Raw genomic sequence first — 22,692 nt, forward strand, 5'->3', positions numbered from 1 at the left:
GTTTCCCGTCGGTTTCGGCCTGTGACGCGACAGTAAAGCCTCACCCGGTGCCGCGCAATGGTGGGTCCAGCAGACCTTATGGATACATCCGGCGGAGGATGCCATCGGGGCCGCAGGTACAGCGCGGGACGGATGCCGCGCCCGCTGGTCTCCCGTAACGTGAAACGGTGTTCCGCCGCCTGAAGACGTACCAGCTCGTCGTCGACGTCTCGCTGGGCGTGCTCTTCTTCCTCGCGGCGTGGCCGATCGAGCACGTCGTCACCGGCGCGACGGGCTACGGCGCACCGCTGCAGGGGACGTTCCCGGCGCTCGAGGCGTTCGTCATCGCCCTGTTCTTCGGTGCGGCGCTCGCCGTGCGCCGCCTCTCACCGGCGCTCGCGCTGGGGCTTGCGTGGGCGGGCGCACTGCTGCAGATGGGATTCGGGCGCCCGCCGGGCTTCGCCGACGTCGCGATCTTCGCCGTCCTGTACGCCACGGCGGCCTATGGCGGCTCCCGCGTCTATTGGGCGGGCCTTGTCTCGGCGCTCGTGGGCGCGCTGGTGATCACCGTCTACCTCGCGGCGGGGCCGCTGTACTCCGGCGGCCTCACCTGGCAGACGCTGCCGCTCGCGCTGGTGATGCTCGTGGCGGCCGCCTTCGCGCTGGGCCTGGCGTGGACGATCGGCGCGCTCGTGCGGACGGCGGTGCGCGCGCGGGAGAACCGCGAGGCGCAGCAGCGGGCCGAGGCCGAGGCCATCGCCGAGCAGGAGCGCGTGCGCATCGCGCGCGACATGCACGACGTCGTCGCGCACTCGCTCGCGGTCGTGGTCGCCCAGGCGGACGGCGCACGCTACGCGGCCGGATCCGATCCCGCGGTCGCGACCGAGGCGCTCGCCACGATCGCGAGCACGGCGCGCTCCGCCCTCGCCGATGTGCGGCTGCTCCTCGGGCAGCTGCGCCACCGTCAGGGCGACGGCCCGCAGCCGACGCTCGCCGACCTCGAGGAGCTCTACGCGCAGGTGCGGGCCGCCGGCGTGCGGCTGCGGGTCGACGTCGATCCGGCACCGCCCGGGGAGCCGCCGGGCGCGGTCCAGCTGGCCGTGTACCGCATCCTCCAGGAGGCGCTCACCAACGCCCTGCGACACGGCGCGCCCGGAGGTCCGGTCGACGTGCGGCTGGCGTGGCTCGCCGACCGTGTGGAGCTGGGGGTGCGCAACCCGCTGCCGCCCGGCCCGCGCACGCCGAAGGCGGGGCACGGCCTGATCGGCATGCGCGAACGCGCCCAGCTCGCCGGCGGCCGGCTCGACGCGGCGGACGAGGACGGCGCGTTCGCGGTGACCGCACTGATCCCGATCGGAGGACTCGCATGATCCGCGTCGCGCTGGTCGACGACCAGGCGCTCTTCCGCGCCGGCATCCGCATGCTCGTCGATTCGCAGCCCGACCTCGAGGTGGTCGCCGAGGCGTCGGACGGCCGCGAGGCCGTCGACGCCGTGCGCCAGACCCGGCCCGACGTCGTGCTCATGGACATCCGGATGCCCGTCATGGACGGACTGGCCGCCACCGCCGAGCTCCTCACCGACCCCGAGCCCCCGCGCATCGTCATGCTCACGACGTTCGACCTCGACGAGGCGGCGGCGCGGGCGATCCGCCAGGGTGCGAGCGGCTTCCTGCTGAAGGACGCCGACCCCGAGTTCCTCCTCGCGGCGATCCGCACGGTGCACGCGGGATCGGCCGTGATCGCGGCATCCGCCACCCGGGAGCTCTTCGCAAGATTCACGGATGCCGCCGCCCGCCCGGTCCCCGCCGCCTACGGCGAGCTCACCGAGCGCGAGCGGGAGATCTTCGCCCTCGCCGCGCGCGGCCTGTCCAACGCCGAGATCGCGGCGCGGGAGTTCCTCTCCGAGGCGACGGTGAAGACGCACATCAGTCGCATCCTGACCAAGCTCGCCCTCCGCGACCGGGTGCAGCTGGTCGTCTTCGCCTTCGAGCACGACCTCGTCTGACCGGCGGGATGCGGCGGGGAGGATCATCCCGGGGATGTAGACGGATGCCTCGCCAGGCGGACGCGCGCGACAGCAGGCGCTTCCTACCGTCGAGGACATGGAAATCTCTTCGACCGATCTGGGCCTCGCCGCCCGGGTCCACCAGCTCACCAAGACCTACGGCACCGGCGAGAGCACGGTCCGCGCACTGGACGGCGTGACCGTCGGCATCCGTCGCGGCGAGTTCACCGCCATCATGGGCCCGTCGGGCTCGGGCAAGTCCACGCTCATGCACATCATGGCCGGGCTCGACGCCCCGACCTCGGGCCGGGCATGGATCGGCGACACCGACATCACCGGCCTCAGCGATCTGGAGCTCACGATCCTGCGCCGGCGGCGCGTCGGCTTCGTCTTCCAGGCGTTCAACCTCGTGCCGACCCTCGACGCGCTGGGCAACATCCTGCTGCCGTTCGACCTCGACGGACGCCGCCCGACGACGCTCGAGCGGTCCCGCATCGACGGGCTCGTCGAGCGCCTGGGGCTGACGAGCAGGCTTCGCCATCGGCCGCACCAGCTCTCGGGCGGCCAGCAGCAACGCGTCGCGATCGCGCGCGCCCTCGCAACGGCGCCCGACCTGGTGTTCGCCGACGAGCCCACCGGCAACCTCGACTCCCGCTCGGGCCGCGAGGTGCTGGCGCTCCTCGCCGCCGCGAGCCGCGACCAGGGCCAGTCCATCGCCATGGTGACCCACGACCCGGTCGCCGCCTCGCACGCGGACCGCGTCCTGTTCCTCGGTGACGGCCGCATCGTCGCCGACAAGCCCCGCCAGAGCGCGGAGGAGATCTCGGCGTACATGCTGGCCTCCGAGCTCGGCGCGGCGGCGCCGGTGGCGGCGGCGCCGGTCGCCGCGGCTCCGGTCGCGGAGGCCGCCTCGTGAGCGCCGTCGCAGCGCCGACGGCGGAGCGCACGCCGGCGACCCGCGGGGCCGGGGCCGCGGTCGCGGCGCCTCTCGGATGGCTCCGCGAGCGGGGTATGGGCGCGAGCATCCTCGTCGCGGCGATCTCGAGCGCGTTCGGGGCGATCCTGCTCAGCGCGACCGGGTTCATCGCGGCCGTCCTCCGCGCCGACCCGTTCATCGGCGACAGCGGCACGCTCGCCGCGGTGCTGGGCATCATGAGCGTCCTGCTCATCGGCGTCGCCGTCTACGTCGCTGCCATCGTCACTGCCAACACGTTCGCCACGGTGATCGCCGGCCGCACCCGCCGGATCGCCCTGCTGCGGCTCATCGGCGCATCGGCGCGGTCGCAGCGCGCCGAGGTGGCTCGGCAGGGTCTCGCGGTGGGCATCGTGGGCGCGCTGCTCGGACTCGTCGGCGGCACGCTGGTGTCGTGGGCCGGGGTCGCCCTCGCCGTCGCATACCTCGGCATCGACGGCGTCCAGTACGCCGTCGTCCAGCCGGTGCTGGTGGTCCCGGCGACCGTCGTCGCCCTGACCACGTGGGCCGCGGCGTGGGCGGGTTCCCGCCGCGTGCTCACCGTGACGCCGCTGCAGGCGCTCGGCGGGTCGGTGGAGGCATCCCACGACGCGTTCGCGCGCCGCGGCCCCCGCAACGGCGCCGCCGTGGCGCTGTTCGCGATCGGCGGCGCGCTGCTGGTCGCGGGCATCGCGCTGGGCCTGCTCAGCCCCCTCGGCGTGGTGATCGCCTTCTTCGGCGGGATCTTCTCCTTCACGGGGCTCGCACTGGGGGCGACCCTGGTCATGCCGCCGGTGCTGCGGCTCGTCGGCAGGTGGTTCGGATCGTCCGCGACCGCCCGGCTCGCGGCCGAGAACGCGCTGCGCTACCCGGAGCGCTCCAGCCGCATGGCCATCGGCGTCGTGATGGGGGTCACCCTCGTGACGATGTTCGCCGTCGCCCTCGAGACCGTGAAGGCGGTGCTCACGACGTCGGCGGGCGGCGACGCGCCCGACGAGCTCACGACGCTGCTGGACACCTTCGCGGGGATCATGATGGGCCTGGTCGCCGTGTCGGCCGTCATCGCGGCCGTCGGGCTGGTCAACCTCCTGACGATCGGCGTCGTGCAGCGCCGCCGTGAGCTCGGGCTCCTCCGGGCGCTGGGCGTGTCGACGGGTCAGGTGCGTCGGATGGTGCTGCTCGAAGCGGCGCACATCACGATCGCCGCCACGGTGACCGGTCTCGTGCTGGGGATCGCGTATGGCTGGGCGGGCGCGCAGTCGCTCCTCGGCTCCGTGCCGATGCCGCCGTCGTTCTCGGCGCCCACGATGGTCGCGCCCGCGGTGCCGTGGCTGCCCGTGGCGATCATCGTGGCCGCCACCGCGGTGCTCACCCTCGTCGCGGCGGTGGTGCCGACCCGGCTCGCGACGCGGGTGGCGGCGGTCGAGGCGCTCGCCGAGTGAGGACGGATGCCGCGGCCCGCGCGCGCGGGCCGCGGCATCCGGTCATCCGTTCCCCGCCGCCGGGACCGGCCGGAACGGTCCCCCGGAGACCTCCGACACCAGTTCGACGTACTCCTCGCCGCCGACGAGGTCGTCGGTGGAGTAGAGGTCGGCGACCTCCTGCAGTGCTGTGACCAGGTGCGTCTGCGGGACCGCGTTGTCGCCCTTGCCGTGCACGCCCTGCCGCGTCGACATCACCGCGGCGAGCCGGGGCAGGCTGTCGGCGCGGTCCTTCCAGAGCGCGTGCAGCGAGCGCGGCGTGGCGTTGCGGCTGCCGTGATGGCCGACCTTGTACAGGTCGATCCGTGCAAGCCGCTCGCGCAGCCGCGGCTCGCCGGGGAGCTGGTCCAGCGTGTGCCGCCAGTTCTCGATCTGGGCGTCGCCGGGGAAGAGCAGCGACAGGCCGCCGATCTCGAGCAGCAGGATCAGGCTGGTGTTGTTCAGGGCGTCGTCGAGGTCGCGGACCAGCCGCGCGGCCGACGCGGTCCGCTGGTCGGCCAGGCGGTCGATCAGCCAGCGGACCGGACCCGGGCCGTGGGTCATGGGCGCCGGGGTGCCGGCGTCGGCGGCGGCGCCCACCATGCGCAAAGAGGCGTCCAGTGCGGTGAGCCAGTACTCCGGATCGTCCTCGCGCTGCTTCGCGACCCGCGGATCCTGGTCGACCGTCGGCGGGCCCAGCACCGTCGCCCGGAGCCCGGGGATCAGCGCCTCCATCCCGGACTCCATGCCCGCGTGGAGATAGCGCCCGCGGCCGTCGCGCGACAGCTCGTCGAGCAGGGCCACGGCCTCGGCGTTCTTGAGCTGGTCCTCCGCGGCCGTCCGCACCTCGTCGTCGAGGCCGGCGAGCCCCGCGAGCCGGGCGACGTGCTCCTGCGCCTGCGCGAGGAGCGCGGCGTAGCGCACCGACGCGCGGCTGAGGCCGGCCGGCGCGGCGCCGGCGTCCGGGCCGTCCGCCGTGGCCGACAGCTCAGGGTCCTCCGTCCACGACCGCAGCACGAGCGTCGGAGCGAGCCGCTTCATGATCGCCGCTCCGGCGTCGACCTCGAATCCCCTGAGGTGATCGCGATGACGGTGGCTCACCACGAGGACGTCGAGGTGGCCGCCGGTGTGCTCCTCGACGAGCGCGGCGACGTCCGCCATGCGGCCGCGGGCCATGCCCTCCCGCGGCGAATGGCTGGTGCCGTAGTCGATGAGGATGTGCCGGGCGGCGCGCCCGTCCTCGAGCGGCCCGTCGTACTCGATCGACACCAGGAAGCAGTCGCCGAAGCCGACCTGGTACATGCGCACGCGCGTGCGGACGGCGGCGCTCACCATGTCTCCCCCGAGCTGCGCTCGGTGCGGTGCAGCTGCGCGAACGTCTGCCCGCGCGCGGCGCTGTCCGAGAACCCGAGGCGCCGCGAGGCGTCGTGCCGGCCCGTCCGGGCGAGGTGGTCGAGCCGCTTCTGCTGGCGGCGCCAGTCGTCGAGACGCTTGTGGACGTGCAGCTTCAGGCGGCCGAACTGGTCGAAGATGAGCGTTCCGCCGCCGAACAGCTGGACGGGCGTTCGCGGGTCTATGGCCGGCGACAGCTGCAGCCCCGACTCGTCGGTGAACTCGCGAGCGGTCATCTCGGCCATCTGGACGTACGTCGCCACCGACTCGGGGACGATCAGCCCGTCGGGGCCGATCCGCTGCGTGGGCAGCACGGACTCGATCACGGTGTAGTAGTCCGTCGACACGTCCAGGCGGCGGGCGTTCTGCCACAGGAACCGGAACACCTCGTCGCGGTCGCTGCGCAGGCCGGCGAAGTTGATGCCCAGGTAGTAGGGCGGCAGCTCGGACTCCAGCACGTCGGTCACGCGGTTGGCGGAGCGCTGGATGCCGGCGCGCGCGAATCCCTCCACCAGGAGCTGCCGGTAGCCCAGGTCGTCGTCGGGCGCGACCTCGTTGTCGGCCAGCAGCACGGCGTTCAGCAGGTCGCCGAAGTCGAATTCGACCGGCGGCAGGTAGTCCAGACCCCGGATCAGCATCGTGAGCAGCTGGAACGCCGCCTTGGCGCCCTCCTCGGCGGCGCGCGCCCGGTCGAGGGTGATCCGGCCGGTCGCCCCCTCGCCGCGGGGCCTGGAGAACAGCGCCTGCAGGCGCTTGACCCAGATCTCGATGAGGACGTCGAAGGCGATCGCCACGAGCACCTCGCCGCGCCGATGCGGCTCGAGGAACTCGGGAAGCTTCGCCCAGTCCTGCGGCGGCGGGTTCAGCGCCGACTGGCGCAGCGCGCCGCGACCCTGGGTCAGCACGCTGCCGATCTGCTCGGCGACCCGGGCGAGCATGCTCCGCCGCAGCGCCTCGCGCTCGACGCGGCTGCGGGGGATCCGGCCGCTGCGGTCGGGCCGCCCGAGCGCCTGCTCGAGGACCGGACGCATCGAGAACACCGACAGCAGCGCCACGATGTCGGCGAACCCCTCGTGGAAGGCCGCCTGGTCGGGCAGGCTCGGCTCGAGGAACCGCCGGCGGAGGCCGTCGAGCACCGCGTGCGTCGTCTCGTGCACCACGACGTCGTGGCTCAGGCACGTGTACACCGCCTCGCCGCGGGGGTCCACCGGAGGCACGTAGCCGAACAGCAGCGCCCTGTCGTCGTAGGAGTAGAACGCGTTGGCCTCCGGGAACGCGTGCGGCACGAGGAAGAGCTGGTGGCTGCGGAAGCCCCACGGCAGCCGGCGCCCGAGCGCCGTCTCGAACGTGGCGAGCGTGCGCGCGGCGGTGGCGTAGACGTGCTGCGCGTGGAAGGCCAGATCGGTGCGCAGCACGTCGTCCGCGGCATCCGCGAACAGATCCTCCCTGCCCAGCGGCGCGTGCTTGACGTAGCGGCCGGTCGCCGTGTCGTAGTCGACGACGTGCAGCCGGGATCCGCGGGGACCGTCCTCCATCCGCGACCACGGCACCTTCACGTTCGCGGTGAGGATGCGCCCGTCGTCGCCGCTCACCGCGGGGTCCTGCGCGATGAGCCGCAGCGTCACGTGCGTGCGCGGCTCGTCGGCGGGCTCGGCGTACTGGACTTCGTCGGCCATGTCGCACCTCCCCAGGGTCTTGGGACCACATTGCAGTGGACCGCCCCGATGCGGAAGAGGGGTGGCGCGCGCACGCTGATACCCGCGGGGCCGGTCGCGCCGGGTGCCAGGTTCCGCGGCGTCCGTCAAGGCGGGTGCGGCCATCCGGCGGCGGGTGCAGGCTGGCCCCATGAAGATCGACATCGTTGAGCACGAACCGCCCTACCGCGTCGGCATCGTCATCGGCAGCCTGTCGCGCGAATCCGTCAACCGCCGCCTTGCCGAGGCGCTCCAGCGCCTGGCCCCGCGGGAGCTCGAGTTCTTCGAGATCGGATACGCCGACCTCCCGCTGTACAACCGCGATCTCGACGGCGACTACCCGCAGGTCGCGATCGACTTCAAGGAGGCGGTGGACTCCGCCGACGCCGTGCTCTTCGTGACGCCGGAGTACAACCGGTCCATCCCCGGCCCGCTGAAGAACGCGATCGACTGGGGCAGCCGGCCGTACGGGCAGAACGCCTGGGAGGACAAGCCCACCGGGGTCATCGGGGCGTCACCGGGCAAGATCGGCACGGCCGTGGGCCAGCAGACGCTGCGCAGCACGCTGAGCTACCTGAACGCACGGCAGATGACGTCGCCCGAGGCCTACATCCAGGTCACGCCCGGCCTCATCGACGACGACGCGCGGGTGACCGACGCCGAGACCGAGGAGTTCCTCCGCACGTTCATGCGGAAGTTCCTCGAATACGTCGCGCGCGTGCTGACCGTCATCCCGCAGGAGTGACGTCCGAGCCGGATGCCGCGGCCTCGGCCGCATCCGCCGGCTCGGGGTCGTGCGCCCACGTGGGCGCGAGGGCGCGGATGCGCGCGGCGCGCCACTGCCAGGTCGCCCACAGCATCGGCCACAGGAGCGCGGCGGTGGGTCCGCCGATCACGAGCCGGTCGCGCCAGAGGGTCTTGCCCGGCTGTCCCGGTGCCGGCGCCACGGCCATCTGGTGGTCCCAGACGTCGAGGCTCGCGAGGGGCCCCGTGAGCGGGATGCCGCTGTCGCGGAAGATGCGCACCTCGCCGCCCGGCCCGTCGACGCGCCGTTCGCTCGCGTGGATCAGCTGGCGGCCGACCGGCACCGACCCGAACGCCGACAGCTGCACCGGCACGTCATCGCCGGGCGACCACGAGGTCGGCAGCCCACTGGGGACGAGGGGCTCGAGGCCGAGCACCGGACCGTACAGCTCGGCCACCGCCCGTGGCGAGTGCAGCGCCCGCCACGCCGCGTCGGGGTCGCAGTCGATCACGAACTTCAGCAGGATCCGCATGCTCCAGTGTCGCACCCTGTGTGTCGGATGGTCGCGGCTCTCGCGCGCTTCGGCTGAGCACGGGCGGTCCGTGCCGGGGGGCCGGCCGAGGACCCGCGATCGCGTCGGCTTAGGCTGGACGGATGCCCGAGAGCCCCTTCGACCAGCAGCGTTACCAGGTCCGTCACGACTGGGGTGTCGAGGGGCTTCGCCGGCTCGCCCCGGCCGACGTCGTCGTGGTGGTCGACGTGCTGCGGTTCTCCACGACGGTGACGGATGCCGTGGCCCGCGGCGAGACCCCGCCGCTCGACGCCTCCGCGCACGCGGTGTCGCTGAACGGTGCGGCCGTCGCGGCGGCGGCGGCCGAGACCGGCGCCACCGTGCTGCTCGGATGTCTGCGTGATGCCCGCGCGGTCGCCGACGCGGTGCTCGATATCCAGCGCCGTCGCGCCGAACGCACGAGCATCGCCGTGATCGCCGCGGGCGAGCTCGCCGGCCGGTGGAGCGGAGCGCCGCTGCGGTTCGCCGTCGAGGATCAGCTCGGCGCCGGCGCCGTCATCGATGCGCTGGGCACGGTCGGCATCGACCACACGTCGCCGGAGGCGGCGGCGGCCTGCGAGGCGTTCCGCGGGCTGCGCGGCGCGGTGCGGCACCTCCTGACCGCCAGCGCCTCCGGACAGGAGCTCCTGGGACGCCCGGACCACCCGCAGGCGGCGTCGCGCGACGAGGTGCTGAACGCGGCCGCGGTGGATGCGGCATCCGTCGTCCCGGTGCTGCGCGAGGGCCGCTTCGTCGCCTACTGATCCCGCGGCGTCATCGCGGCGAGCCGCGTCGCACGCGTGATGTCGCGGCGGGTCCAGGCGAAGGCGTGGCGCTCGTCGAAACGCGGCGCGCACTTCGCGCAGGAGGTCGGGCGCGTGGCCTTGCGATGGCGGTAGGCGACGTGCCCGGCGGGGCAGACGCCGATCCACGGCGCGAGCTCCACCGCGGTCTCACCGTCGTGCGTGGTGCCACCGACGTAGCCGAGGTCGCGCGCGACCGCCTTCCAGCGGGGGCCGTGCCCGGCCCGGGGGCCCGCCAGCGCATGCGCGACCTCGTGCAGCAGCGTCTGGTGGTTGGTGTCGTCGTCGTACCGCGCGGCGAGGTAGCGCGAGACGCTGATGCGCTTGCGCGAGTAGTCGCAGAGCCCGGCGCGGCGCTTGGCGTTGTCGAACGCGAAGGTCCACGACCCGTCGAGGTGGGCGGCGATCAGGGCCTCGGCCCAGTGCCGCACGCGATGCAGTTCCGACATGACGCGAGACTAGAACGTATCTCCGACACTCGGGCCGGGGCGGGTCAGCTGGCCACCGAGGCCGCCGCGCGGCGCCGGTCGGCCGCGTCGATCGCGAGCAGCGTCGATTCGAGCTGGTCCTCGGTCGCCCCCGACTCCTGCCGGAGGAACAGCGCCCGCTTGAAGTCCTTGCGCGCCGCCTCGAAGTCGCCGGCGTCGTAGTTCACCTTGCCGCGATGCTGCAGCGCGAACGCGGCGATGCCGGCCCAACCCTGCCCCTCGGCCTCCTCGGCGCACGTCGTCAGCTCCTGATCCGCCGCGGCGTAGGCCTCGCGCGCCTGCAGCACGGTGGCGTGCAGGATGCGCGCCCGCAGCAGGTCCTTGCGGGTGCCGGCCATGCGGGCCACGCGCACCGACTGCTCCGAGACGACCAGCGCGTCGTCGAGGCGGTCGAGCACCTTCAGCAGCCACACCCGCTCGAGCAGGGCGGGGAGGCTGCGCTGCTCGCCGATCTCCTCCAGCCGCTCCTTGCACTGGCGCGGATCCACCTGCTCGCGGAGGGTGTCGGGATCGTACCCGCGGATGTAGCTCACGTCTGACTCCCTTCGCCGCGCCGATGGCTGCATCCAGTGTGCCTGGCGCCGCGTGGGTCTCCGTCGTGCCACGCCGAGTCGCGGCATCCGCCCCCTCGTCCGTCCCCGCCCCTCCCTCCCTCCCTCCCTCCCTCCCTTCTCCTCTCCTCTCACCCAGTAACCGCGATCTCGCCGAACGACCATGCCGTCGGCGCCCATGTCGTGGTACCTCGCCGAGTTCGCGGTATCTCGGCGGAGGGAGGAAGGGAGGGCAAAGGCGGGCGGGTGGGGGGGGTCAGCGGGTGAAGACGGATGCCGAGGGCTTGGGCGAGGGCGTCGCATCGGCGTCGGTGGCCACCCGCGCACCGCGCACGAAGTCGTCGAGCTCGCGGCCCTCGGCCACCTTGGCCGGGTGGGGGCCGGCGGCCATGAGCCGCGGCAGCCACTCGGTCGGGAGCGGGGCGCGCGAGGCCGCGATCACGAGGTTGCCGAAGCGGCGTCCCTTCAGGGTCTGCACCTCGGCGAGCACCACGACGTGCTCGAGCACGGCGCGCACCGTGGCGACCTCGCGGCGCGCGAACGCCAGGCCCGCGCCGTCGGCGACGTTGACCAGCAGCACGCCGTCCGGGGCGAGGAAGCGCGCCGCCTCGGTGAAGAACTCCACCGTCGTCAGATGCGCGGGCGTCTGGGCGCCCGAGTACACGTCCGACACGACGAGGTCCGCCGCGCCGACGAGACCGGCGGGCAGGCGGCCGAGCGCCTGCCGGGCGTCGCCGATCCGAACCCGCACCGACGCTCCGCGCGGCAGGGGGAGGTTCTCGCGCACGAGATCCCACAGCGCCGGCTCGAGCTCGACCACCTGCTGCCGGGACCCCGGCCGCGTCGCCTCGACGTACCGCGGGATGGTCAGCGCGCCCGCGCCCAGGTGGATCGCCGTCAGCGGCTGCCCCGGCATCCGCAGCTGGTCGATCACCGCCCCCATGCGCGCGATGTACTCGAAGTGCAGGTGCGTCGGATCGTCGAGGTCCACGTGCGACTGCGGCGTACCGTCGACGTCGAGCTCCCAGCCGCCGCCGAAGGGCGAGCGCACGATCCGCGCCAGGGTGCCGTCCGACAGTCGGGCAGTCGGTGCGGCCGGCTCGTCCCTCGCGCGTGCCATGGCCACCACGTTAGCCGCACCCCGTGCCTGCGTCGCGCCGGTTTGACACTTCTGCGCGCGAGCGTGCGGATGGGGTTGGCAGAACGCTGAGGAAGCGGCATCCGTCTTCACCGAAACCGAATCGAGACACAGGCGTAACCGACGGAGGGGTTCCGCGCGGGTAGCGTCGGAGGATCACTCCCCGATGAGGGCTGCGCGCACCTCTGCTCCACATCGATGTGCAGCGGAGCCCACACGACATGGAAGGTGCACAGCACATGCTCCACACCGCCAGAAGGCGCTGGCTCACCGGCGCCGCAGCGATCGCCGTCGGCGCGGTCGTCCTCACCGCCTGCGCGAGCCAGCGGGACGAGGGCGGCGCGACCGACGAGGCCGCCGACGTCGACTCGACGTTCATCTTCGGCTCCTCCGGCGACATCGCAGGCCTCGACCCGGCGATGGCGAACGACGGCGAGACGTTCCGCGTCTCGCGGCAGATCTTCGAAGGCCTCGTCGGCGTCGAGCCGGGCTCGGCCGACCCCGCCCCCGGGCTCGCCGAGAGCTGGGAGCAGTCCGAGGACGGCCTCGAGTACACCTTCCAGCTGAAGGAGGGCGTCACCTTCCACGACGGCACGGACTTCAACGCCGAGGCCGTGTGCTTCAACTTCGACCGGATGAACAACTTCACCGGCCTGGCCGCCACCGAGAGCCTCTCGTACTACTGGGGCAAGCTCATGCGCGGCTACGCCGAGACCGGCACGTCGATCTACGGCGGCTGCGAGGCGACGAGCGACACCGAGGCGGTCATCACGCTGACCCAGCCGTTCGCGGGCTTCATCCCCGCACTGTCGCTGCCGTCGTTCGCGATCCAGAGCCCCGCGGCCCTGGAGGAGTTCAGCGCCGATGAGGTCGGCGGCACGGCGGAGGCGCCCGTGCTCAGCGAGTACGCGCAGGGCCACCCCGTCGGCACCGGTCCCTTCAAGTTCGACGAGTGGGCACCGGGCGAATCGGTCACCCTCAGCGCCTACGAGGACTACTGGGGTGAGCAGGGCCAGGTGCAGGAGATCATCTTCCAGGTGATCGGCGACACCACCGCCCGCCGCCAGGCGCTCGAGTCCGGCTCGATCGACGGCTACGACCTCGTCGCGCCCGCCGACCTCGCCTCCCTCGAGGAGGCCGGCTTCAAGCTCGTCAACCGCGAGCCGTTCAACATCCTGTACCTGGCGATGAACCAGGCCGTGCCGGAGCTCGCCGACATCCGCGTGCGTCAGGCGATCGCCCAGGCGATCGACAAGGAGCAGCTCGTCACCCAGGTGCTCCCGGAGGGCACCGAGGTCGCCCGCGAGTTCATGCCGCCCGTCGTCATCGGGTGGAACGAGGACGTCACCACGTACGACTACGACCCGGAGGCGGCCAAGGCGCTGCTCGCCGAGGCGGGCTACGACGAGGCCAACCCGCTGACGCTGCAGTTCAACTACCCCGTCAACGTGTCGCGCCCGTACATGCCCAACCCGGAGCAGATCTTCACGAACCTGGCATCGCAGCTCGAGGCCGTCGGCATCGTGGTCACCCCCGTGGGCGAGGACTGGAACCCCACCTACCTCGACCGCATCCAGGGCGGCGCCGACCACGGTCTGCACCTGCTCGGCTGGACCGGCGACTACAACGACCCCGACAACTTCGTCGGGACGTTCTTCGCCACCCCCGGCAACGAGTGGGGCTTCACGAACGAGGAGCTCACCGCAGCGCTGACCGAGGCCCGCGGCCTCGCGAACGCCGACGAGCAGGAGGCGGCGTACCTCGCCGTCAACGAGCAGATCATGGAGTTCCTGCCGGGCGTCCCGCTGGCGCACCCGGTCCCGACGCTGGCCTTCGCCGAGCGCGTGACCTCGTACCCCGCCAGCCCCGTGCAGGACGAGGTGTACAACATGGTGGAGCTGAGCGAGTAAGGAAGGCAGAGCGGATGCCGCGGCCCCGGGCCGCGGCATCCGCTCCGGCTTCCCCGCCCGACCCGACGGCGCACCCGCGCCGCCCGTCCCCCGGAGAGAGCATCCGTGCTACGCACCATCGGGAGCAGACTGCTCCTGCTGATCCCCACCCTGTTCGGCCTGTCGATCCTGCTGTTCCTGTGGGTTCGTGCCCTTCCCGGCGGGCCCGCCGTCGCCCTGCTGGGCGAGCGGGCGACGCCTGAGGCCGTCGAGCAGATCAACGAGCAGTACGGCTTCAACGAGCCGATCCTCGTGCAGTACTTCACCTGGCTCGGCCAGCTCCTGTCGGGTGACTTCGGCGTCTCGCTGCAGACGCGCCAGCCGGTCATCGAGGAGTTCCTGCGCCGCCTCCCCGCGACGATCGAGCTGAGCGTCTTCGCGATCATCCTCGCCGTCGGCATCGGCATCCCCCTCGGCTATCTCGCCGCCCGCCGCCACGGCAGGGCGTCCGACCACGTCCTGGTCGGCGCGAGCCTCCTGGGCATCACCATCCCGGTCTTCTTCCTGGCGTTCATGCTGAAGTGGGTCTTCGCCGTCCAGCTCGGCTGGCTGCCGTCCGAGGGACGGCAGGATCCGCGGCTCGACGCGACGCACTACACCGGCTTCTACGTGCTCGACGGCATCCTGACGGGTGAGTGGGATGCCGCGTGGGACGCCTTCCTGCACCTGATCCTGCCCGGGATCGCGCTGGCCTCCATCCCGCTCGCGATCATCGTGCGCATCACCCGCGCGTCGGTGCTCGAGGTGCAGAACTCCGACTACGTGCGCACCGGCATGGCCAAGGGCATCTCGCGGTCGACGATCCGCAGCCGCTTCATCCTGCGCAACGCCATGCTGCCGGTCATCACCACGATCGGACTCCAGGTGGGCCTGCTGATCTCGGGCGCGGTCCTCACCGAGACCGTCTTCGCCTATCCGGGCATCGGCTCGTTCCTGGCGCGTGCGATCTTCACGCGGGACTACCCCGTGCTGCAGGGGTTCATCATCTTCATCGCGATCGGCTACGCCCTGATCAACCTGGCGGTCGACGTGTCGTACAGCTTCATCGACCCGAGAGTGAGGGTCTCATGACATCCGCGATGCTTCCCCCCGCCCCCAGCGGCGGGCCCGTCGACGACACCGCCGTCGACGACAAGGAGCTGCTGGCCGCCAAGACCGGCGGCGGCGGGTTCTGGCGCGACGTCTTCCGGCGCCTGCGCCGCAACCCCAGCGCGTGGGTGGGCGGCGCGATCATCGCCCTCCTCGTGCTGGTCGCGATCCTCGCGCCCTGGCTGGCGCCGTACGGTCCGACCGAGCTTCCCGGCCAGCGGTACATCACGCCGACGCACATCCCCGGGCCGGGCGAGATCCCCGAGTTCCCGCTGGGCCTGGACCGCTTCGGCGGCGACGTGCTGTCCAAGCTCATCTGGGGCGCGCGCGCCACGCTGATCATCGGCGTCGTCTCGACGGCGATCGGCCTCATCGGCGGCATGATCCTCGGGTTCCTGTGCGGCATGTTCGGCGGGTGGGTCGACACGCTCGTCATGCGCATCGTCGACATCCTCCTGTCGGTGCCGTCGCTGCTGCTCGCGGTGTCGGTGGCGGCGGTCCTCGGCCAGACGCAGGCCTCGCTGATGATCGCCATCGGCGTGGCCCAGGTACCGGTGTTCGCGCGCCTGCTCCGGGCCTCGATGCTCCAGCAGCGCAACGCCGACTACGTGCTGTCGGCGCAGACGCTCGGCCTCGGGCGCGGCAAGATCACGATGAGCCACGTGCTGCCGAACTCGGTCGGACCGGTCATCGTGCAGGGCACGCTGTCGCTGGCGACGGCCGTCATCGAGGCGGCCGCGCTGTCGTACCTCGGCCTCGGCGGCGACGTGCCACAGACCGCCGAGTGGGGGCGCATGCTCACCTATGCGCAGCTCGAGCTGGCCGTCGCGCCGTGGCTGGCGTTCCTGCCCGGCATCTGCATCACCATCACCGCACTCGGCTTCACGCTCTTCGGCGAGGCGCTGCGCGAGGCGATGGACCCGCGCACCCGGGCGCGCTGACCCGGGCGGCGGGGCCGAGGCGGCAGGCGTCGTCAGACGGCGATGTCGAGCTCGTTGCCGGGGATCGAGGCCAGCAGGCGCCGCGTGTACGGGTCGCGGGGGTTGGTGAAGATCTCCTCGGAGGATGCCGCCTCCACCAGCTGCCCATCCTTCATGACGCAGACGTAGTCGCTGATGAGACGCACCACCGCGAGGTCGTGCGAGATGAAGAGGTAGCTCAGGCCGTACTCGCGCTGCAGGTCTCGCAGCAGCGTCAGCACCTGGTCCTGCACCAGGACGTCGAGCGCCGACACCGGCTCATCGCAGACGATGAGGTCGGGGGAGAGGGCGAGGGCCCGCGCGATCGCGACGCGCTGCCGCTGGCCGCCGGACAGCTCGGACGGGTAGCGGCGCAGCATCGTCTGCGGCAGCGCGACATCGTCCAGCAGCTGCCGCACGCGCGCGGCGCGCTCTTTGGACGAGCCGCGCCGGTAGAACTCCAGGGGCTCGGAGATGATGCGCTCGATGGAGAACATCGGGTTCAGCGACGAGTACGGATCCTGGAAGATCGGCTGCACGCGCTGGCGGAAGTCGCGCAGCTGCCGGCCCTTGAGCGTCGCGACGTCCACGCCGTCGAAGCGCATGGCGCCGGACGTCGGCTCGATCACCTTCAGCAGCATGCGCGCGGTGGTGGTCTTGCCCGACCCCGACTCGCCGACGATCGCGACCGTCTCGCCGCGGGGTATCGCGAACGAGACGTCCTTCACGGCGGCGAAGTCCTCTTTGCTGCCCCGCACGCGGTAGATCTTGGTGAGGTCCTCGACCTCGACGATGTAGTCGGGCGCCGCGGTCGCGCCGCCGTCCCCAGCCGAGTGCGCGCCCGCGGGCGCCACGGGGTGCTCGGCGGGCGTCGGCCCGGTGAGGGCCGGTCCCGAGCCGGGCCCTGGGGCCGGCTCGTCGGCCGCCGCGTGCGCCTCGGCGGGGTGCGCGGCGGGGTGCTCGGCGGGGGTCGGGCCGGTGACGGCGGTCGCGGCATCCGTCGCTCCTGCCGGTGCGATGTCGGGCTCGGGAGCCTCCGGTGCGGCGGTGCGGAACACCTCGGGCCGCAGCCGGACGGCCGCCACCGACGGCGCCGCCTTGACGAGCGCCTGCGTGTACGGATGCTGCGGATCTTCGAGGATCTGGCGCGCGGGGCCCTGCTCGACGATGCGCCCGCGGTTCATCACGACGACGCGCGATGCGCGCTCGGCGGCCAGTCCGAGGTCGTGCGTGATGAGCATGACGGCGGTGCCCCGCTCGGCGGTCATGCGCTCCAGCTGGTCGAGGATCGTCTTCTGCACCGTGACGTCGAGGGCGCTCGTGGGCTCGTCGGCGATGAGGAGCTTCGGGTCGCAGGCCAGGCCGATCGCGATGAGCGCGCGCTGGCGCATGCCGCCGGAGAACTCGTGCGGATACTGCTTGGCGCGGTCGGCGGCGTCGGGCAGTCCCGCTGCGGCGAGCGTCTCGACCACCCTGCGGTCGACGTCCCGGCGCGTGGCGAGGCCGTGCGCGAGGAGCGTCTCGGCGATCTGGGTGCCGATCTTCGCCACCGGGTTGAGGTTCGACATCGGGTCCTGCGGCACGAGCCCGATCGACCGCCCGCGGATGGTGCGCATCACCGACTCGGGGGCGCCGACCAGGTCCTCGCCCTCGAACAGGATGCTGCCCTTGGTCACCCGGCCGTTGCCCGGCAGCAGGCCGATGACCGCCATGGCGGACGTGGACTTGCCCGATCCGGACTCGCCGACGATCGCCAGCGTCTCGCCGGCGGAGAGGTCGAGGTCGACGCCCTCGACGGCGTGCACCGGGCCGTCGATGGTCTGGAATTCGACGGCGACGTCGCGCACCTGGAGCAGCGGTGCTCCCGCGACGGCGCGTTCGGAGGATCGGGCCATGGGCTCCATCCTGCCTCGCGTCGCCGCGTTGCGCACGGACAGCGCGACAGCCTTTACCCATCCGTAACGCGTGCCCTCGGAGGGGCGAGCGGACGGTCTTGCGCACATCTCCACACCCTCGCGCCGGCGGCTCCGGCACAGCGGGCATTTGTCGCCCGCAACCGCCGGATCCGTGGAGTTGTGCTCACTGATCCGGCAGGCGACCGGCGGCAGTACCGTGGAGCACATGGCGGCGATCGACCTCAACGCGGACCTCGGCGAGACCGTCGGCGGCGTGCCGACGGCCGACGACGAAGCGATGTTCGCCGTCATCTCGAGCGCCAGCGTCGCGTGCGGCGGTCATGCGGGCGACGCCGCGTCGATGCGCGACGCGGTCGCCCGCGCCGGGCGGCACGGCGTCGCCGTCGGCGCCCACCCCTCCTATCCCGACACGGCGAACTTCGGCCGCGTGTCGGTGGTGCTCGACCCCGCCGACCTCGCGCTCATCGTCGCCCGCCAGCTCGCCGATCTCGTCGCATCGGGCGCCGACCTGCGCTACGTCAAGCCGCACGGCGCGCTCTATCACGCGGTGACGAGGGACCGGGAGCAGGCGGATGCCGTCGCCCGCGCCGTCGCCGATCGCGCGGCGCTCCTCGGCCGGCCCCTCCCCGTGCTCGGGATGCCCGGCGAGATCGCGCGCGCCGCGGCATCCGTCGGCCTCCCCTTCGTGCACGAGGCCTTCCTCGACCGGAGCTACCTGCCCGACGGATCGCTCGTGCCCAGGGCGCGGCCCGGCGCCCTGCTCGAGGATCCGGAGGCCGTGGCCGCACGGGCGGTGCGTCTCGCCCGCGAGGCGGTCGTCGAGGCGATCGACGGCTCGGTGATCGCCGCGGAGGCGGCCTCTCTGTGCGTCCACGGCGACTCTCCCGCCGCCGTCGACATGGCCCGCGCCGTGCGCGCCGCGCTCGACGCGGCAGGCGTCGAGGTGAGGGCGCCGTGGTGACCACTCGCCGCGCGCGTCGCCGCCGGCGTCGGGCGGGGGAGGCGGCGCGGTGACTCCCCGGGTCCGGCCCATGGGCGAGCGCGCCTTCCTGCTGGAGGTGGACGCGCTCGAGGAGGTCCTCGCGCTCCACGCGGCGCTGGCCGAGCGCCGGCCGGACGGCGTGGTCGACCTCGTCCCGGCCGCGCGCACCGTGCTCGTCCGTATCGACCCGCGCGTGCTCGCGCTGCCGGCCGCGCGGACGTGGGCGCTCGCTGCCGCGGCGGAGGCCGCGCCGCGAGGCCCGTCGGCGACGCGCGAGGTGGAGCTGGACGTCGTCTACGACGGCCCCGACCTCGCCGACACGGCACGACTGCTGGGAGTGAGCGCCGACGAGCTCATGCGCGCGCACGCCGCGGCGCGGTGGCAGGTCGCGTTCACGGGATTCGCTCCCGGCTTCGGCTACCTGGTCAGCGACGACTGGCCGTTCGACGTGCCGCGGCTCGACACGCCGCGCACGCGGGTCCCCACCGGGGCGGTCGGGCTCGCGGGGGCCTTCACGGGGGCCTACCCCCGCGACACTCCGGGCGGCTGGCGCCTCATCGGCACCACCCCGGCGCCGCTGTTCGACCCGGATGCCGCCTCCCCGGCCCTGCTCGCGCCGGGGACCCGCGTCCGCTTCCGTCCGCCGGCGCGTCGGGGGTCGGCGGCCCCGGGCGAGGCGTCGGCGCGGGGACTCGGGGCGTCGCGGCCGGGTGATGGCCCCCCGCGCGAAGCGGCGGACGGCGGATCGGGTGAGGCTGCGGGCGGGCGACCCGGTGAGGCGGCCGCGGGCGGATCCGGAGCGGTGGCGGCGGGCGGCATCCGGATCCTGGAGCCGGGGCTGCTGACGACCGTGCAGGATCTCGGGCGACCCGGGGTCGCATCGGTCGGCGTGGCGGTGTCGGGGGCGCTCGACCGCGCCGCACTGCGCACGGCGAACCGGCTGGTGGGCAATCCCGAGGGCGCCGCCGGTCTCGAGGTGACGATGGGCGGGCTGCGCGCCGTCGCCGAGCGCGACCTGTGGGTGTCGGTGACCGGTGCGTGGGGCGTCGTGCGGCTGGACGGCCGCGAGATCGACCCGTACCAGGCCCACGCGTGGCCGGCGGGTGCCGAGCTGCACCTCGACTGGTTCGTCCACGGCGCCCGGGGCTACATCGCGGCCCGAGGGGGCGTCGACGCGCCCCACGCGCTCGGCTCGCGCGCGACGGATCTGCTGGCGGGGCTCGGCCCGGCTGCGCTGCGCGCCGGCGACGTCGTCGGGGTGCGGGACGAGGTCTCCGCGCCGATCCCCGTCGCGCCGCCGGCCGCGTGGGGTGCGCCGCACGACGACGAGCTCGAGCTCGAGCTCGCACCGGGACCGCGCGCCGACTGGTTCGCCCCCGCGGCGCTGGAGGCCCTGTTCGACACCGTGTGGACCGTCTCGAACCACGCCGACCGGGTCGGCGCCCGCCTCGACGGCCCCGCGCTCGTGCGGGTGCGCGGGGGCGAGCTCGCCAGCGAGGGCATGGTGCCCGGAGCGCTCCAGGTGCCCCCGAGCGGGCGGCCGACGATCCTCCTCGCCGACGGTCCTGTGACCGGCGGCTATCCGGTCATCGCCGTGGTGACGGATGCCTCGCTCGACCTCGTCGCGCAGGCCAGGCCCGGAACGCGCATCCGGTTCCGCCACGCCCGTGTCGTCGTCTGAGCCGGGTTGATCCGGAATTCGGAGTTGCTGCGGGTTTCCGGAGCGCGGCGGGGTGTGGCATCCGGAATCCGTGGGATTGTCCGAAATTCGGATGCCGCGACCCGCCGCCTCTGCCCCGCCCGCCGCCTCTGCCGCCCCCGCCGCCTCAGTCGGACCCGGCCTCCAGCAGGTCGGCCGTGGCCCGCAGGATCGCCACGATCGCGGCCGTGCGGGCGTCGGCGGCGTTGCGCCGGCCGTCGGTCTCGACGCCGGCGGGCGCGGCGATCGACGCCGTGTCGCGCAGCGACGACAGCAGCGGGCGCGCGCCGAGCTCCTCGGCCGCGGACAGCAGCGGACGCTGCTCGTAGTCGTCGTCGATGATGTCGGAGACGGCCTTCACGAACTCGCGGTAGCTCAGGGTCGGGCTCTTGCCGAGGACCGTGAGCGCGGCGGTGCTGAACACGCCGCGGCCGTTCGTCTCGAGCGCGACCTGGTTGGGCTGGCAGGCGCTCACGAGCACCTCGCGGTTCGCCTCGTGCGGCCTGGGCGGCTCCGCGGCGCGGTCGGTCTCGATCTCGACGACCCGCGCCCACGCTGCGCGCCGGAAGGGGTCCGACAGGGCGGCGGCGCGCTGGGCGCGGTAGGCGTCCTCCTCCTCGGAGTCCAGCACCGTCATGCGCGCCTTCGTTCCGGCCGGGATCCTCTTCTCGTTGAACTCCGACCGCGTCAGCCCCCGGTTCACGGTCCCCGAATGGCAGGAGTCGAAGAACAGCGACACCGCGACGCCGTCGGGGATCGCGTCCCAGATCGCGCCGAGGTCGTCGTCGATGATGAGGTTGCCGTCGCGGAAGTCCACGGGGCACAGCGCCTCGTCGCTGGGTCCGAAGGAGTCGGTCTCGTCGCCGTCGAGGTCCGGGACGAAGGTGCCGTGGCCGGCGAACTGGATGGCGACGATGTCGCCGTCGCGCGCCGCCGAGACCTTGTCGAGCATGGCGCGCAGGATCTCGTCGCGCTTCGCGTCGGCGTTGCGGATCGACTCGACCTCGAAGCCCGCGTTCCGGAACGCCTCGCCCCACGCCTCGGCGTCGGCGACGCACCCGCTCAGCGGGTCCTTCGGGTATGCGTCGATGCCGACGCACAGCGCCAGCTTGCGCGGCACGGCCCCGCGCACGCCGGTCGGCTCCGGCCGCGGCGGGCGCATGGGCTCCAGCTCGACGCCGCGGCCCCGCGTCGGGAACACCGTGAGCCGCTCGGGCTCGTCGCTGTCGGGCACACCGAGGACGCGGCGCGCGAGGCTCATCATGGTCTCGACGTCGTTGTCGAACGCCCCGTGCGACGTCGCCTGGGTGCGGCTGCGGCGCCCGCGCGCCACCGGTCCGAGCACGAGGCGGGTGGGGTCGTCGCCGAGGTATCCCATCGTGCGGCCCGCCCGGCGCAGATGCTCCTCGAGTCCGAGGATCTTGGCGTCCCGCTCCGCCTCGAACGCGCGCGAGACGAGGTAGAGAAGGGACTTGCGGTAGACGCCGCCGGTGTTGTCCCGCTTCTCGTGCGTCTCGTCCATCGTGAAGATCGCGAGGTCCTTGATCTTCCCGGTCTCCGCCAGCGGCAGCAGCGTCGCCTCGAACGTGTCGACGCGCACCGCGGGAGCGAGGAAGGTGACGCTCGCGACGTGGTCCACGGCGTCGTCGCCGTCGAAGAGCCGCGGCACGAAGTGCGAGTGGTAGATCGAGCCGGCGCTGTGCCCGGCGATGTGCAGCTCGATCGCGCCCTGGTTGGCGGCCATGTACTCGCGCAGCGCCGCGGCGAGGATGTCCGCGCCGCCTCGCGTCCCGTCGGCGAGGGCGGGCAGGCACGAGGCCGCCGAGTCGAGCTTCATGTCGTCCCAGAACTTGCGTCCGCCCAGCACGCGCGCCGCGGCCTCCACCGCGCGGTCGGTGAGATCGGTGAAACCGCGGGAGCCTGTCGCCCGCCCCGACAGCACGTCGGCGAGGGTCGTCATGAGCCCGCTCTCCCACACCAGGTGGATGGGGTAGACGCCGTTCTTCTTCCACCACGCCGACTGGTGGTGCGCGGTCCGCAAACCCGCCGCCTTGTCGGTCAGCCCGCCGTGCGCCCAGATCAGCACCGGCACCGGGGGCGGCACGTCGCGGGCGGAGGCCTTCTTCGCCTGCTGCTCGACGAACGCCGCGAGGTCGACCTCGACCATGCGTCGCACGTCGTCGGCGGTCGTCGCGAACGCGTCGACGTCGGCCGGCTTGGCGCTGGACCTCTCGTCGAGCTTGCCGTCGGCGGTGTGCACGACGTGCTTGCGGAGCGCCGCGAGGTCGGCGGGGCGGAGATCCGCGGCGCGGGCGGCGGTGGTCGTGTCGGCCATGGTGTC

Annotated in this window: 19 protein-coding genes; 11 read left to right on the forward strand and 8 right to left on the reverse strand. The window is 73.1% G+C overall.

All coding sequences use genetic code 11. The features are described from left to right. The first annotated feature begins 167 nt into the window (after positions 1 to 167). The 4 genes from ACWGUG_RS05295 (at position 168) to ACWGUG_RS05310 (ending at position 4,378) form a co-directional block, all read left to right on the forward strand. On the forward strand, positions 168 to 1,349 hold the full coding sequence (locus ACWGUG_RS05295; protein ID WP_452324042.1) for a sensor histidine kinase: 1,182 nt from the start codon (positions 168 to 170) through the stop codon (positions 1,347 to 1,349). Continuing rightward, positions 1,346 to 1,984, forward strand: a complete 639-nt coding sequence (locus tag ACWGUG_RS05300) for a response regulator transcription factor (RefSeq protein ID WP_336393580.1) — start codon at positions 1,346 to 1,348, stop codon at positions 1,982 to 1,984. Before ACWGUG_RS05295 ends, ACWGUG_RS05300 begins: the two co-directional genes overlap by 4 nt. A 97-nt stretch (positions 1,985 to 2,081) precedes the next feature. Then, positions 2,082 to 2,900, forward strand: a complete 819-nt coding sequence (locus ACWGUG_RS05305) for an ABC transporter ATP-binding protein (RefSeq protein WP_336393579.1) — start codon at positions 2,082 to 2,084, stop codon at positions 2,898 to 2,900. 95 nt (positions 2,901 to 2,995) lie between these two features. Beyond that, positions 2,996 to 4,378: an FtsX-like permease family protein gene (locus ACWGUG_RS05310; RefSeq protein ID WP_452324201.1), complete on the forward strand. Its 1,383-nt coding sequence runs from the start codon at positions 2,996 to 2,998 to the stop codon at positions 4,376 to 4,378. A 42-nt stretch (positions 4,379 to 4,420) separates the two neighbouring features. Here ACWGUG_RS05310 and ACWGUG_RS05315 read toward each other — a convergent pair whose 3' ends face one another. Then, complete coding sequence (locus ACWGUG_RS05315) at positions 4,421 to 5,728, reverse strand: hypothetical protein (protein WP_452324043.1); 1,308 nt, start codon at positions 5,726 to 5,728, stop codon at positions 4,421 to 4,423. After that, the gene (locus tag ACWGUG_RS05320) at positions 5,725 to 7,464 is read right to left on the reverse strand and encodes a gluzincin family metallopeptidase (protein ID WP_336393577.1); all 1,740 of its coding nucleotides are present in this window, start codon (positions 7,462 to 7,464) and stop codon (positions 5,725 to 5,727) included. The genes ACWGUG_RS05315 and ACWGUG_RS05320 overlap by 4 nt, the downstream gene beginning before the upstream one ends. A gap of 169 nt (positions 7,465 to 7,633) precedes the next feature. On the opposite strand from ACWGUG_RS05320, the gene ACWGUG_RS05325 reads away from it, so the two are divergent. After that, positions 7,634 to 8,227 carry an NADPH-dependent FMN reductase gene (locus ACWGUG_RS05325; protein WP_452324044.1) on the forward strand — a complete coding sequence of 198 codons (594 nt, stop codon included), beginning with the start codon at positions 7,634 to 7,636 and terminating at the stop codon, positions 8,225 to 8,227. On the opposite strand, the gene ACWGUG_RS05330 is transcribed toward ACWGUG_RS05325, so the two are convergent. Next, entirely contained in the window at positions 8,211 to 8,759 is a 549-nt protein-coding gene (locus ACWGUG_RS05330; protein ID WP_378885347.1) for a hypothetical protein, read from the reverse strand. The genes ACWGUG_RS05325 and ACWGUG_RS05330 overlap by 17 nt on opposite strands. A 122-nt stretch (positions 8,760 to 8,881) precedes the next feature. On the opposite strand from ACWGUG_RS05330, the gene ACWGUG_RS05335 reads away from it, so the two are divergent. Further along, complete coding sequence (locus ACWGUG_RS05335) at positions 8,882 to 9,541, forward strand: 2-phosphosulfolactate phosphatase (protein ID WP_452324045.1); 660 nt, start codon at positions 8,882 to 8,884, stop codon at positions 9,539 to 9,541. Here ACWGUG_RS05335 and ACWGUG_RS05340 read toward each other — a convergent pair. From ACWGUG_RS05340 to ACWGUG_RS05350, 3 genes are all read right to left on the reverse strand, one after another. Further along, the gene (locus ACWGUG_RS05340; protein ID WP_452324046.1) at positions 9,535 to 10,029 is read right to left on the reverse strand and encodes a SprT-like domain-containing protein; all 495 of its coding nucleotides are present in this window, start codon (positions 10,027 to 10,029) and stop codon (positions 9,535 to 9,537) included. The genes ACWGUG_RS05335 and ACWGUG_RS05340 overlap by 7 nt on opposite strands. 44 nt (positions 10,030 to 10,073) lie before the next feature. Beyond that, positions 10,074 to 10,601, reverse strand: a complete 528-nt coding sequence (locus ACWGUG_RS05345) for a hypothetical protein (protein WP_336393572.1) — start codon at positions 10,599 to 10,601, stop codon at positions 10,074 to 10,076. Positions 10,602 to 10,875: 274 nt separating this feature from the next. Further along, positions 10,876 to 11,739, reverse strand: coding sequence for a spermidine synthase (locus ACWGUG_RS05350; RefSeq protein WP_452324047.1), 864 nt, complete (start codon positions 11,737 to 11,739; stop codon positions 10,876 to 10,878). A 257-nt stretch (positions 11,740 to 11,996) separates the two neighbouring features. Between ACWGUG_RS05350 and ACWGUG_RS05355 the strand changes: the two genes are divergently transcribed. The 3 genes from ACWGUG_RS05355 (at position 11,997) to ACWGUG_RS05365 (ending at position 15,736) form a co-directional block, all read left to right on the forward strand. Further along, positions 11,997 to 13,667 carry an ABC transporter substrate-binding protein gene (locus ACWGUG_RS05355; RefSeq protein ID WP_336393570.1) on the forward strand — a complete coding sequence of 557 codons (1,671 nt, stop codon included), beginning with the start codon at positions 11,997 to 11,999 and terminating at the stop codon, positions 13,665 to 13,667. A gap of 105 nt (positions 13,668 to 13,772) precedes the next feature. After that, on the forward strand, positions 13,773 to 14,777 hold the full coding sequence (locus tag ACWGUG_RS05360; RefSeq protein WP_336393569.1) for an ABC transporter permease: 1,005 nt from the start codon (positions 13,773 to 13,775) through the stop codon (positions 14,775 to 14,777). Further along, positions 14,774 to 15,736, forward strand: coding sequence for an ABC transporter permease (locus ACWGUG_RS05365; RefSeq protein WP_336393568.1), 963 nt, complete (start codon positions 14,774 to 14,776; stop codon positions 15,734 to 15,736). Before ACWGUG_RS05360 ends, ACWGUG_RS05365 begins: the two co-directional genes overlap by 4 nt. Before the next feature lie 32 nt (positions 15,737 to 15,768). On the opposite strand, the gene ACWGUG_RS05370 is transcribed toward ACWGUG_RS05365, so the two are convergent. Next, positions 15,769 to 17,649: a dipeptide ABC transporter ATP-binding protein gene (locus ACWGUG_RS05370; RefSeq protein WP_452324048.1), complete on the reverse strand. Its 1,881-nt coding sequence runs from the start codon at positions 17,647 to 17,649 to the stop codon at positions 15,769 to 15,771. A 226-nt stretch (positions 17,650 to 17,875) separates the two neighbouring features. Between ACWGUG_RS05370 and ACWGUG_RS05375 the strand changes: the two genes are divergently transcribed. Together ACWGUG_RS05375 and ACWGUG_RS05380 are read left to right on the forward strand one after the other, a co-directional pair. After that, on the forward strand, positions 17,876 to 18,631 hold the full coding sequence (locus tag ACWGUG_RS05375) for a 5-oxoprolinase subunit PxpA (RefSeq protein WP_336393566.1): 756 nt from the start codon (positions 17,876 to 17,878) through the stop codon (positions 18,629 to 18,631). 49 nt (positions 18,632 to 18,680) lie between these two features. Next, complete coding sequence (locus tag ACWGUG_RS05380) at positions 18,681 to 20,333, forward strand: 5-oxoprolinase subunit B/C family protein (protein ID WP_452324049.1); 1,653 nt, start codon at positions 18,681 to 18,683, stop codon at positions 20,331 to 20,333. A gap of 145 nt (positions 20,334 to 20,478) precedes the next feature. Here ACWGUG_RS05380 and ACWGUG_RS05385 read toward each other — a convergent pair whose 3' ends face one another. Then, on the reverse strand, positions 20,479 to 22,686 hold the full coding sequence (locus tag ACWGUG_RS05385; protein WP_452324050.1) for a caspase family protein: 2,208 nt from the start codon (positions 22,684 to 22,686) through the stop codon (positions 20,479 to 20,481). Positions 22,687 to 22,692 lie beyond the last annotated feature (6 nt).

It is taken from the genome of Microbacterium sp. NPDC055455, assembly GCF_053619935.1.